The sequence below is a fragment of the Ruegeria sp. HKCCA5491 genome (genome assembly GCF_013034565.1).
GTDB lineage: Bacteria > Pseudomonadota > Alphaproteobacteria > Rhodobacterales > Rhodobacteraceae > Ruegeria.
Genome location: NZ_WQGG01000011.1, coordinates 25,657 through 38,111 on the forward strand (window position 1 = coordinate 25,657; position 12,455 = coordinate 38,111).

A 12,455-nucleotide genomic window follows, 5' to 3' on the forward strand; every position below is an offset into this window, starting at 1 on the left:
TGACACCGCGCGGGCATCCCCGTCATATTCAAAAATATGATAGAATAAGAATCAACTTGATCAGGAGGGATGGATACGGCTTTCCAAGATTAGCCTGCTCATAGCACTCGTTTTTTCGGGCGCTGCTTTTGCGCAGGACGCCACGCCCAAGCAAACGCTTTTCACCAACGTACATGTCTTCGACGGCGTGAATGAACAACGGGTCGAAAACGCAAACGTTCTGGTCGAAGGGAACCTGATCAAAGCTGTCTCGACCTCACAGATAGACGCGCCCAATGCCACTGTGATCGACGGTGAAGGCCGCACCCTGACGCCGGGGTTTATCGAAACGCACGCGCATCTGATGCTGATGGGGCCAAGCATTCCCGCGATGGAAGCCAATGCCACGTGGGAGGATTTCGGCATCCACGGCACGCGTATGGCCGAGATGTACCTGATGCAGGGCTTCACAACTGTACGGGACGCCGGAGGCGCGAATGGAGGGCTGCGCCGGGCCATTGATTCAGGGCAAATACTTGGTCCGCGTTACTATCCGTCAGGTGCGTTTCTCGGCACGCGGGGCGGACATGCGGATTTCGCCAGCTTTACCTCTCCACCCGGCGCGTCGACGAATTTCAGCCGCCTGAACATGGCACAGGAAGTTGACAGCGTTGCAGACGTTCAGAAATTTGGCCGGAACAACTTTCGGATGGGCGCGACGCAGTTGAAATATATGCAGTCGGGCGGCGTGGTGTCTGCCTTTGACCCGTGGCAACTGCTGGCCGGATCCCCCGAAGAAATTGAGGCCGCCGTGCAGGTTGCCAGTGAGTACGGCAGTTACGTCATGGCACATTCCTACCGGAAAGAGGCCATCATGAATGCGCTCAACGCGGGCGTCAAAAGCATCGAACACGGGTTTTCCTTTGATTGCGAAATCGCCGCACTGATGAACGAGAAAGGTGCCTACATCACGACCAACCTGACCGCATTCGACCCCGGCCTGTTGGAAATTCCCGCCGTTGCCAGCGTGCCGTCCAGCCTCGCCAAGGCCAAGTCTGCGTCCGAGACCTTTGCTGGCTATATCGACAACATGAAGGAATGTCCTGTCAAACGCGGGTTTCAGACCGACTGCGTCGGCTCGGTCGAAGCCTGTAATATCCAGATTGCCTATGAGAAGAAGCTCAACAACGATTTCTTCGGCCCCTTCGTGTCCATGACAACGCTGACCTCGACAGGTGGTGAGATCGTTGCCCTGTCCGGCGATTTCATGAATCCCTACCCTGCGGGCAAATTGGGTGTGATCGAAGAAGGCGCCTATGCCGACATCCTGCTGATCGACGGCAACCCGCTCAAGGATTTTTCCGTCGTTGGCACCGGTGATCAGTGGTTCGGCGCTGATCCGCGTCCCGAAAGCCCCGAGACCATTCGCCTGATCATGAAAGACGGGGTGATCTACAAGAATACGCTGGAGTAACGCTTGCCTATTCACTGGCCCGAGGGGTTCGGGACGATCAAAATGCTCGGCGCGTCACTGGCGTTCATGTCTTGCGGCACTGCAGCTCTGGCGCAGGGTTTGTCCGGGCCATCATCTGTCGGCGCAGAGCTTGAGCCCGGTGACGGGTTGACCGATCCGCAATACCGATCAGACTTTCCCCGCAGTATCGCGCCGAACTGGTTTGCGTGGAAAGATCGCCTTGCCGAGAATGGCTTTCGGTTCAACATCGACTATCTCGCACTTGGACAGACAACGAATGCTGATCTGGGCGAAGCCGAAGCCGCCGGAAGTATCGCGCGGTTCTATGGGAACTGGCAAGCAAGCGACCTTGGCTCGCTGACCTTCAAGATCGAAGATCGCCGCAGCTATACCGATGTCGCGCCGCAGTTTCTGGGACTAGACGGGGGGGCGCTGTCGATCACCGGCACCGCATTCAACGATAGCGGGCTTCTGCTGACCAATCTGTTCTGGACCCAGCGCGCCGAGAACGGCGCATGGACCCTGCAGGTCGGGCAAATCGACGTGACAGATTTCGTCGATATCTACGGGCTGGTCAGCCCCTATAGCGGCTTTCAAAACCTCGCCTTCAACACAAACCCCACGATCAACACCCCCAATCAGGGGCTGGGGATCGCCGGGGGGCTTAAACTCAACAACAACCTATACGCGGTGGCCAGCATCGCCGACGCCAACGCGGATCCGTCCGACCCGAATTTCAACGTGTTCAGCGACGGCAACCTCTTTAAGTCGTTAGAACTGGGCTATACCTCTGCCTTTGATCGTATCTACTTCGACAATGTCCACCTGACCCTTTGGCATGCAGACGCCGCAGAAGACGGCAGCCGCGCCGAAGACTACGGTGCCGCCTTTTCCGCAGCGTGGTTCGTTGGCAACACGTGGATGCCGTTCCTTCGCGCAGGTGCCTCTAAGGGAACGGCAGCTCTGTACGACCGATCCGTCTCGACCGGTATCGGGTATTATGGGCGCAACACGGACCTTGCCGGTCTGGGCCTGAACTGGGCCGAGGCGCGCGGCGTGGACGGGGATCAGATCACGCTCGAAGCGTTTTATCGGTTCTCGATTGCGCCGGGGCTGCAGATCACGCCGTCTGCCCAATTCATTTCCAACCCGCTGCTTAATCCCGATCAGGACAGCATCGCCCTGTTCAGCCTTCGCACGCGCATCGTCTTCTGACATCCGCCTATCCCAAAGGAGTATCCTGATGAACAAATTGATCGCCGCCGGTATTTTGGCTCTGTCTTTGGGTACCCCGATCCTTGCCAGCGAGGAAAGCAAAACCTGGGACGCATCTGATGAGGCCAAGCAGTTTGTTCAGGACACGATTGTTCTGGGTATGCTGGCCAGCCCCTATGGCACAGGTTGGACGGAATAGGACCAGCTTCACACCTATTTCGAACGCGCCCGAGACAACGGTATAACCGGGCACGAAATGACGCTTGCGGCGGCGGGCATGTCTTTTGAAGCGCTGCTTGAACAGCACTATCACTTTCGGGCGGCGATGGCCCAGCAGCCAGAGAACTACCTGATCGTGAACGAAACACGCGACATCGAAGCAGCCCATGCCCAAGGTAAGACGGCTGTGATCTGGAACAGTCAGACAGCCACGGCTCTGGACGGCGACCTGACGAAAATGGCGCTACTCAAGGACATGGGGATCAAAAGCATGATCCTTGCCTATAACGACATTTTCAGAACCGGTTCGGGGCAACTGGCGGCGTAAAACGGGCGTGACATTGGCCTGACGCCGTGGGGCAAGTCCGTCATCGACGAAATGGTGCGGTTTGGGATCTTACTGGACCTTAGCCATACCGGGTCAAAAACCGCCAATGATGCTATGGATTACATTGACGAGACCTATCCCGGCGTCCCGTATGTCTATACCCATTCGGTTCCTGCCGGGCTGTACAAAAACGCGCCAGAAGCCACCGCGCGCGGGTGCTATCGCGCGATCCCCGACGATGAAGCCCTGCGTGCCGCCAAGTCGGGCGGCTATGTCTCGCCCACATTTACGGAATGGATGATGGACGGCATCTGGCCCGAGGATATCTCACCCCAGCAAGCTGCGGACATGATCGACTATTACGTGCAACTGGTGGGCGTTGATCACGTGGGGATCGCCACGGACGACATGTTCTCACTCGAACTTGTGGTGCAATTCGCGACGGCCAATGCCAGCATGTATGACGACGGTGGTTACATGATTGACGCCTTCAACAAAGGCGCAACCGGCAACGGAGAGCTTGCCAAGATTTTGGCCGCCGTTACAGACGATCTGTGGGCGCGCGGTTACAGCAACGAGGACTTGGCGAAGATTTACGGCGGCAACAAGATGCGGGTCTATGCGCAGGTTTGGGAAGGCAAACCTCCGCAACAGTTCCTGCAGGAATACCCCGAACGCCTGCGCATGCGGCAGGAATTTCGGGATCTTTTCCATTCTCGCTGAACCGAAAGTCAGCGCGCGGGGGCTACGCTTAAAACCGGCGTTGTGCGGGTTACCTGCTGTGTGCTGATTCCTTCGGCTTCGGTGATTTTCACCGCCAATGTCTTGGCGCTTGGGAAACGATCAAAATACCGGAACTCGATTTCCCTTAACGCGTCCATGTTCTGACACCTGATCTCATAATCGGCGTGAAACTCAGAATTTTTGGCCTGATCTCTTTCTCCGCCCTTGTCGGAAATCACGCCAAAGCGTTTTCCCGGCAGTGTGACATTAGCCGAGGTTGCAAAGCACCTTGCACTGTCAGCCATGCGAAACAATTCCAGCGGGTCAGACAGGCGCGAGACTGCAATCGCCACACGTGTTTGGCTGTCTTGTTCGACACTCAATTGATCCATGATTTCCGAACCGGGGGCAGACAATGACAAAGTGATCTGCCATCCGAAATTGCTATATTCAGGCGGCCTGACCCGACCTGCCCATACGCTTTGGACTGCGTGGATGGCACGGCGATTGCGGTAATCAAGGCCAAAACTAAAACAAAAAACTTCTTTAACACGGCAACACCCAACCTGAGCTCTGCGCCTCAAAAATAAATCTGTATTACACCCCGTACAACCACAACACGAGCCCCCAAGACCCCACCAAATATGGGGAGTGCGCGGGCTTCGAGGAGGAAAATATCCGACAATAAAAGTCAGGTTGACATTGTTGACTATTTCACTCAGTTATCAATTAGCAAGCGTCGTGATGCCCGCCAAATACCGTTTCAGCAATGGAAGACTCTACCCCGATGACAAAGTTATTTGCCGCCACCAGCGTCCTGACCCTTACCGCAGCGACCGCGTTTGCCGCGGGCGATACTCATTCGAAATCCGATGTCCTGACCACTTATGCCGACATTGCCGAGGCGAAATACGAAGACAGCCTGATTGCAGCAAAGTCCCTGCAGAAGGCCGTGAACGCGCTGATCGCACAACCGTCAGATGCAACACTGAACGCTGCCCGGGCTGCATGGATCGCAGCGCGCGTGCCGTATCAGCAGACCGAAGTTTATCGTTTTGGAAATGCCATTGTCGACGATTGGGAAGGCAAGGTTAACGCGTGGCCGTTGGACGAAGGGCTGATCGACTATGTCGATGCGTCCTATGGCGGCCCGAGCGACGAAAACGAATTCGCTGCGCTAAACGTGATCGCCAATCCCAGCTTCGACCTTTCAGGCGAAACAATTGACGCCACCGAGATCACCCCGGCCCTTCTAAGTGATACTCTGCACGAAGCGGATGGGATCGAGGCCAATGTCGCGACCGGCTATCACGCCATTGAATTCCTGCTATGGGGTCAGGACCTGAACGGCCACGGTTCTGGCGCAGGAAACCGTCCTTTCACGGACTACGTGCAGGGCAATGCATGCACAGGCGGCAATTGCGACCGCCGCGCGCAGTACCTGAGTGCGGCCACCGACCTGCTGGTCAGCGATCTGGCTTGGATGGCCGATCAATGGAAAGAAGGCGGCGAAGCGCGGGCCGCTCTGGCCGTGGACGAAACCGCCGGTGTGTCTGCCATTCTGACCGGAATGGGTTCGCTGTCTTACGGTGAACAGGCAGGTGAGCGGATGCGCCTTGGCCTGATGCTGAACGATCCCGAGGAAGAGCATGATTGCTTTTCTGACAACACGCACAACAGCCATTACTATGACGGGCTTGGTATCCAGAATGTCTATCTGGGCAGCTACACCCGCATAGACGGCACCCCGGTCAGCGGTGCATCTCTCTCTGATCTGGTGTCGTCAAGCAATCCGAAACTGGACGCCGAGATGAAGATCAAGCTGGCGAACACAATGCAGGCGCTGGGGCGCTTGAAATCCACGGCTGAGGCCGGGTTTGCTTATGACCAGATGCTCGAGCGTGGCAACGAAGGCGGTGAACAACTGATCATGGGCGGCGTTAACGGTCTGGTCGATCAGACGAAGACGATCGAGCGGATCGTCACAGCTCTGGAACTGGACCAGATCGAGTTTGAAGGCTCGGACAGTCTGGACAACCCAAACGCTGTTTTCCAGTAACTCAAGCATTGCCGGAGGCGCGTCTTTTGCCACGCCTCCGGCATCCTTGATCCCGCAGACCCACCAGTTGACTCTGGACCAAAAGTAAATAACTTACTAATTAAGTAAGAAATATATCGAGCACCGAGTCGTTATGATCGTATGCCACTGCACAAATATAACGGATCACGACATCCAAACAGCGATTGACTGGATGCGCTCGGCTGATCCCTTCGCGGTCATCACGCCCGGAAAGATCTACCATGCCCTTGGAAAGTCTGCGGATTGTGGCGGTTGCATGCCGCTTTTCTTAGACACGATGCGGTCCAGCGACAAACTGGAAGTCCCAATGCAGCTTCGTGCGTTGCGCACCGATGCATCACAGGAGAATACGAATGAAGGGCGACCCAAAGGTCATAGAATATCTAAACAAGTCTCTGCGGCATGAGTTGACGGCCGTTAGCCAGTACTGGCTTCACTATCGTCTGCAGGAAGACTGGGGTCTTGGTCACATGGCCAAGAAAAGCCGCGAGGAAAGCATCGAAGAGATGGGGCATGCGGACAAGCTGGTCGAGCGGATCATCTTTCTTGGCGGCCATCCAAACCTTCAGAAACTGGACCCTTTACGCATCGGGCAAACCCCAAAGGAAACACTCGAATGCGACCTGGCGGCAGAGATCGACGCCAGGGCCCTCTACAAGGAAGCGCGCGAATATTGTCAGAGCGCCGGGGACTACGTCACCATGTCTCTGTTTGAAGGATTACTGGCCGATGAAGAAGGGCATATTGATTTTCTTGAAACGCAGCTTGATCTGTTTGAAAGGATCGGCGAGGCCAATTATGCACACCTCAACGCATCGAAAATGGATGAAGGCGAGTAAGCTTTCGTTTGCGGTGGCGGCCGTTTGTGCGACGACCCCATCCCTGTCGGCCGAATTACAGGACCTGCACTTAAACGTCATCCCCACCACCGAAGACGAAAAATCCCGGATTGCGGCTGTCACGGCTACTCCGTTGGATTTCGACGCCCCACAACGGTTTGAAGAACTACCTGCGGGTGCAGCAACCGTGCGCCTGCGCACCGACGCGGATGCGTTTTCCCAACCGTCCGGCAATCTGGAATTCGCCCAGGAACTTGACTTCAAAGTCGGCAATGGGCTGTTCAAAAAAATCTGGGTCTCATCGCCGTCCTCCACCCTGGCTTCGGATGGGTTGGGGCCGCTATACAACGCGCGCTCGTGTCAACGCTGCCACCTCAAGGACGGTCGGGGGCACACGCCGAATGGGCCGGATGACAACGCCATTTCGATGTATCTGCGTGTGTCGATCCCCGGCGGGGATCCGATACAGGAGATCAAAGACTACATCGCCACACAGCCCGAGCCGAACTACGGCGGACAGATGCAGGACCTGTCCCTGCTCGGTCACCCGGCGGAATACAGGTTGGACATCACTTACGAGGACGTGCCCATAAAGCTTTCGGGCGATGAAACTGTCGTCTTGCGCAAACCAACGTATAAGGCCGCTGATCTGGGCTATGGCCCTCTGCACCCCGATGCGATGCTCAGCCCGCGTGTCGCACCGCAGATGATCGGGTTGGGACTGCTTGAGGCGATCCCCGTCGATGACCTGCTCGCCAAGGCTGACCCCGACGATGCAGATGGCGATGGTATTTCGGGCCGACCGAATATCATCTGGTCGATCGAATATGGCGCGCCGATGATGGGCCGCTTTGGGCATAAGGCTGGTATGCCGACGATTGCGCAGCAATCCGCTGCGGCCTTTGCCGGGGACATCGGAATTTCAAGTCCCCTGTACCCGGCAGCGTATGGGGACTGCACTGAATTGCAGGCAGAGTGTGTAAGCGCCCCGCACGGAGACGGTGACGATCGCACGTTTGAAATACACCAGCAGGGCATGGATCTGGTCGTTTTCTACAGCCGCAATCTGGGTGTGCCAGAGCGTCGTGACGTGGACGATGCCGAAGTTTTGCGCGGCAAGCGCGTGTTTCACGACAGCGGGTGCGCCGCGTGCCACACGCCATCACACGTCACGCACCGGCTGGAAGACCGGCCCGAGCATAGTTTCCAATTGATCTGGCCCTATACCGACCTGTTACTGCACGACATGGGCGAGGGTCTTGCCGACAACCGTCCCGAGTCCCGCGCGACAGGCCGCGAGTGGCGTACACCGCCGTTGTGGGGAATTGGCCTGACGGAGCAGGTTTCGGGGCATACCCAGTTCCTGCACGACGGTCGCGCGCAATCGCTGCTGGAAGCTATCCTGTGGCATGGCGGCGAAGCTCAGGTGGCACGCGACAAGGTTGTCACGCTGCCCAAGGCGGACCGTGCGGCCCTCATCCGGTTTTTGGAGAGCCTGTAGTGCGTGCCGTTCTACTCGCTTGCGCTCTGATGACCCCTTTGCCCGCAACAGCTCAGGACCGAGGGCCGATCCTGACGGACGTGGTCGAAGGGCACATCCTGCCCGGCAATGCGCGTTTGTCCAAGGCAACCGGCGCACTTAGCAGCGCGGCGCAAGGGGATTGCGCAGCCACATCCCCCGAATTGCGCGCGGCTTATCATGCTGCTTTTGATCGCTGGATTACAGTAAGTCATTTGCGGTTCGGTCCCTCCGAGACCGACAACCGGGCCTTTGCGCTGGCGTTCTGGCCCGATACTAAAGGGTTCACAACCAAGGCGCTGTCAGGTCTGATCGCAGTTCGGGATTCCGCCTTCGAAACGCCCGAAGGATTTGCTGAGACGTCAGTCGCCGGGCGCGGTTTCTTTGCGCTGGAGATGATGCTGTACGACCCCGCCTTCATGGAAACCGAAGACGAGCCGTACCGATGCGCCCTTGTTCAAGCAATCGCAGTCGACATCAATCACAACGCCAATGCGATTGATGCGGATTGGGTGTCATACGCAAGTCAAATCACCAAACCCGGAGGCCAAAGCGCATTCCGCTCGGACAATGAAGCCATGCAAGAGCTGTACAAGGCGCTTGTCACGGGGTTGGAATTCACGGCCAACACCCGCCTCGGGCGGCCATTAGGAGCGTTCGACCGCCCCCGGCCCAAGCGTGCCGAGGCGCGGCGATCTGAACGCTCGTTGCGCCATGTCGAACTGTCCCTGATCGCATTGTGGGATCTTGCGGCGCGATTGTCGTCTGATCACCCCGAGATTGACACCGATCTGGCCGAAGCGTTCGAAAAGGCCATCGATCGCGCGCAGCGTTTGGATGATCCGAGGCTTGCGGGCATCGCGACACCTCAGGGGCGATTGCGGGTTGAAGCTCTGCAACAGTCGATCAACGACATCCGGTCGGTTGCCACTACTGACCTTGGCCCGACATTGGGTATCAACGCCGGGTTCAACGCATTAGATGGTGATTAAGGTATGACCAGCCGCCGCCGATTTCTGGCAGGACTGGCTGCGGCTAGCCTTGCCCCCACCCAAGGATGGGCGGCCGTCGGTGCGCCCGACTATCTGGCCGCCGCCCTGTTTCCTGATGGATCACACCGTTTGGTCGGTTTGTTGGCGGATGGAAGTATTCTGTTCTCACTGATCTTGCCCGCCCGAGGCCACGCCGCCGCCGCGCACCCCCATCGCCCGCAGGCTGTTGCCTTCGCGCGGCGACCGGGGACCTTTACCGTGATCATCGACTGCACAACAGGTGCGCAAACCGCGGCGTTAAACGCGCCTGACGGCAGACACTTCTACGGTCACGGCGCATTTTCACAGGATGGCACCCGACTATTCACAACAGAAAATGACTACGAAGCCGGAGAAGGCGTGATCGGTGTCTGGGAGACGGCACAATATACTCGGTTGGGCGAGTTTCCGTCAGGGGGAACCGGCCCCCATGACATTCGCCTTATGGCGGACGGGAAAACACTGGTCATCGCCAACGGAGGGATTGAAACGCACCCCGACACCGGCCGCACCAAGCTGAACCTGCCGGTCATGCAGCCGAACCTCACCTATCTGGACCTCGACGGCTCCATGCTTGAACAGGCCGAATTGCCGCCGGGGCTGCGCCAGAACTCGATCCGTCATCTGGCGGTCCGGCCTGACGGGCTGATTGGGTTTGCGACCCAATGGCAGGGTCAAACCATTGAACACCCGCCCCTGCTTGGCCTGCACAGACCGGGCGACGAAATCCGCTTATTATCCGCCCCGAATGCGTATCAAAGCAGGTTGCAAGGCTATGCCGGCAGCATCGCTTTTTCCGGCGATGGTGCATCGGTCGCGATCACCTGTCCCCGCGGAAACGCTTTGCACCAATTTCGTGTCGAGGACGGTCAATTGATAGGTGCTTTCGAACTGGATGACGTCTGCGGACTTGGCACCGGCGGAGACGGGTTTGTGTACACCACAGGCACCGGCGCGGTTGGAACGCTGGGCGCGACGGTCAAAACGTCGGCCCGGCAGGACTGCCAATGGGACAACCACCTGATCCCCGTGGGACGTCCGGCGTAATTTGGGCAAATCCACCCCTTAGATTACACTTGGAAGAATCAAACAGCTACCGTATTGGCGGGCGAAACACCGGCTCCCCTCTGAGTTAAGGACTGACTCGATTGAAACAGACGCCCGACGCACCGCATTCCATCTACGGGGTTGATAAATGGGGCAAAGACCTGATCGAGGTGACGAAGCAGGGTGAAATCGGTCTGCGCAATCCGCTCGCTCCCGACGCTGCCGCGATCAGCCTGCCCGGGATTCTGGCCGATCTGGATGATCGGGGGATCAAAGCCCCGATGCTGCTGCGGGTTTCCTCTTATCTGGAACATGAAATTGCGCATCTGAACGAAAGCTTCCGCGACGCCATTGCGCGCGTGGGCTACAAAGGCTCCTATCGCGGCGTCTTTCCGATCAAGGTGAACCAGCAAGCGCAGGTCGTCGACCGCATCGTCGAGTTCGGTAAGAAGTACAATTACGGGCTTGAGGCCGGATCAAAACCCGAACTGGTTGTGGCGCTGGCGCATCGCCTTGCGCCTGAGGCGTTGATTGTCTGCAATGGCGTCAAAGATGCCGAGTTCATCCAACTGGCCATCCTCAGCCGCAAGATCGGCTTTAATACCGTGATCGTTCTGGAAAGCCCGAAAGAGGCCGACACAGTGATCAAGGTCTATAACGAGCTGGGCATCGAACCGCTGATCGGCGTGCGGGTGAAGCTGACCAACCAGATCAGCGGCAAATGGGAAGAAAGCTCAGGCGACCGCTCGGCCTTTGGCATGAACACTGACCAACTTGTCGCAGCGGTGGACAAACTGCGCGACGCGGGGCTGTTGCATTGCTTGAAACTGCAACACTCGCATCTGGGCAGTCAGGTACAGGACGTCAACGACGTGCGCCGTGCTGTGGGCGAAGCGTGTCGCTACTACACCGAACTCACGCGCGAAGGCGTGCCGATGACCCATCTGGACCTCGGCGGCGGCATGGGCGTGGATTACACGGGCGAGAAGAAAGCCGCCGAGAACTCGATCAACTACACGGTCGAGGAATACTGCGCCAACGTGGTCGAAACCGTGGCTTATGCCATGGATGAGGCCGAGATCGCCCACCCAACGCTTGTCACCGAAAGCGGGCGGGCCGTGGTGGCTACATCCTCGATGCTGGTGTTCAATGTGTTGGAAAGCACGCTCTACGACGCCCCAACCGGCCCCGAGGTTGAACCCGACGATCATCACATGGTCGCTGACCTCGCAGCCGTTCACGGATACCTCAGCAAAACCCGCCTACAGGAATGCTGGAACGACGCCACATTCTATCGCAACGAACTGCGCGCGCTGTTCAGACGCGGCTATGTCGACCTGCGCCAGATGGCGCGCGCTGAACGAATCTACCTGTCGCTCATGGCCCGCCTCAAGGCGCTGGCCGCAAGCGATGATCTGGACACGGATGTGGATGACCAGCTTGAGAAAGTCGCCGATATCTACCACTGCAACTTCTCTCTGTTCCAATCCCTGCCCGATGTCTGGGCCATCGACCAGCTACACCCGATCGTGCCGTTGCAGGGCCTGAACAAAACGCCCGACCGGCGCGCTGTCCTGTCAGACATCACCTGCGACAGCGATGGCAAGATCGACCAGTTCATTCTGGCCGACGGTGTCTCACCCAGCCTGCCGGTGCATTCGCTGCCGGATGAGGGCGAGTACTTCATGGGCGTCTTTTTCGTCGGCGCCTATCAGGAAACGCTTGGCGATCTGCACAACCTCTTTGGCGACACCAACGTCGTCACCATCGACCTGCGCGCCGATGGCGGCTTCGACCTGCTGCATGAACAAGAGGGCGACACGATCAGCCAGGTCCTGTCCTATGTCGAATTCGACCCGCAAGACTGCGTCGCCGCTTTCCGCAAAATGGTGGACGAGGCGATCTCGACCGGTACTCTGCAAGCCAAGGACCGCAAAACCCTGATGAGCGCCTATCGCGACTCGATCAACGGCTACACCTATTACGAATAAGAAGGAGACA

Annotated in this window: 11 protein-coding genes and 1 pseudogene; 11 read left to right on the forward strand and 1 reads right to left on the reverse strand. The window is 57.7% G+C overall.

The window, feature by feature from the left end:
* Window positions 1-187: 187 nt before the first annotated feature.
* The 4 genes and pseudogenes from GOV88_RS14880 to GOV88_RS20370 form a co-directional block, all read left to right on the forward strand.
* Window positions 188-1,453, forward strand: a complete 1,266-nt coding sequence (locus GOV88_RS14880) for an amidohydrolase family protein (protein WP_371808251.1) — start codon at window positions 188-190, stop codon at window positions 1,451-1,453.
* Window positions 1,454-1,456: 3 nt separating this feature from the next.
* A complete protein-coding gene (locus GOV88_RS14885; RefSeq protein WP_254449244.1) occupies window positions 1,457-2,668 on the forward strand; it encodes a carbohydrate porin in 1,212 nt (403 codons plus the stop codon).
* 28 nt (window positions 2,669-2,696) lie between these two features.
* Window positions 2,697-2,867, forward strand: coding sequence for a hypothetical protein (locus GOV88_RS20360; RefSeq protein ID WP_217358923.1), 171 nt, complete (start codon window positions 2,697-2,699; stop codon window positions 2,865-2,867).
* 15 nt (window positions 2,868-2,882) lie between these two features.
* Window positions 2,883-3,938, forward strand: a pseudogene (locus GOV88_RS20370) (dipeptidase); the annotation flags it as partial.
* Window positions 3,939-3,946: 8 nt separating this feature from the next.
* On the opposite strand, the gene GOV88_RS14895 reads toward GOV88_RS20370, so the two are convergent.
* Complete coding sequence (locus tag GOV88_RS14895) at window positions 3,947-4,522, reverse strand: DUF2796 domain-containing protein (protein ID WP_371808252.1); 576 nt, start codon at window positions 4,520-4,522, stop codon at window positions 3,947-3,949.
* A gap of 203 nt (window positions 4,523-4,725) precedes the next feature.
* On the opposite strand from GOV88_RS14895, the gene GOV88_RS14900 reads away from it, so the two are divergent.
* The 7 genes from GOV88_RS14900 to speA all read left to right on the forward strand — a co-directional run bounded on the left by GOV88_RS14900 (window position 4,726) and on the right by speA (window position 12,445).
* Complete coding sequence (locus GOV88_RS14900) at window positions 4,726-5,997, forward strand: imelysin family protein (RefSeq protein WP_171240926.1); 1,272 nt, start codon at window positions 4,726-4,728, stop codon at window positions 5,995-5,997.
* 133 nt (window positions 5,998-6,130) lie between these two features.
* Complete coding sequence (locus GOV88_RS14905) at window positions 6,131-6,424, forward strand: bacterioferritin-associated ferredoxin (protein WP_171126224.1); 294 nt, start codon at window positions 6,131-6,133, stop codon at window positions 6,422-6,424.
* Window positions 6,372-6,857, forward strand: a complete 486-nt coding sequence (bfr, locus tag GOV88_RS14910; protein ID WP_171123687.1) for a bacterioferritin — start codon at window positions 6,372-6,374, stop codon at window positions 6,855-6,857. Before GOV88_RS14905 ends, bfr begins: the two co-directional genes overlap by 53 nt.
* The gene (locus GOV88_RS14915; RefSeq protein WP_171240927.1) at window positions 6,844-8,358 is read left to right on the forward strand and encodes a di-heme oxidoredictase family protein; all 1,515 of its coding nucleotides are present in this window, start codon (window positions 6,844-6,846) and stop codon (window positions 8,356-8,358) included. The genes bfr and GOV88_RS14915 overlap by 14 nt, the downstream gene beginning before the upstream one ends.
* Window positions 8,358-9,368 carry an imelysin family protein gene (locus GOV88_RS14920; RefSeq protein ID WP_171240928.1) on the forward strand — a complete coding sequence of 337 codons (1,011 nt, stop codon included), beginning with the start codon at window positions 8,358-8,360 and terminating at the stop codon, window positions 9,366-9,368. Before GOV88_RS14915 ends, GOV88_RS14920 begins: the two co-directional genes overlap by 1 nt.
* 3 nt (window positions 9,369-9,371) lie before the next feature.
* Window positions 9,372-10,454: a DUF1513 domain-containing protein gene (locus GOV88_RS14925; protein WP_171240929.1), complete on the forward strand. Its 1,083-nt coding sequence runs from the start codon at window positions 9,372-9,374 to the stop codon at window positions 10,452-10,454.
* A 101-nt stretch (window positions 10,455-10,555) separates the two neighbouring features.
* A complete protein-coding gene (gene speA / locus GOV88_RS14930; protein WP_171240930.1) occupies window positions 10,556-12,445 on the forward strand; it encodes a biosynthetic arginine decarboxylase in 1,890 nt (629 codons plus the stop codon).
* The last annotated feature ends 10 nt before the right edge of the window (window positions 12,446-12,455 follow it).

What these genes read in the sequence shown, in the direction of transcription:
- GOV88_RS20360 (WP_217358923.1), top strand. Translation starts at nt 2,697, where the DNA reads ATGAACAAATTGATCGCCGCCGGTATTTTGGCTCTGTCTTTGGGTACC.
- GOV88_RS14900 (WP_171240926.1), top strand. Translation starts at nt 4,726, where the DNA reads ATGACAAAGTTATTTGCCGCCACCAGCGTCCTGACCCTTACCGCAGCG.
- GOV88_RS14905 (WP_171126224.1), top strand. Translation starts at nt 6,131, where the DNA reads ATGATCGTATGCCACTGCACAAATATAACGGATCACGACATCCAAACA.
- bfr (WP_171123687.1), top strand. Translation starts at nt 6,372, where the DNA reads ATGAAGGGCGACCCAAAGGTCATAGAATATCTAAACAAGTCTCTGCGG.
- GOV88_RS14915 (WP_171240927.1), top strand. Translation starts at nt 6,844, where the DNA reads ATGAAGGCGAGTAAGCTTTCGTTTGCGGTGGCGGCCGTTTGTGCGACG.
- GOV88_RS14925 (WP_171240929.1), top strand. Translation starts at nt 9,372, where the DNA reads ATGACCAGCCGCCGCCGATTTCTGGCAGGACTGGCTGCGGCTAGCCTT.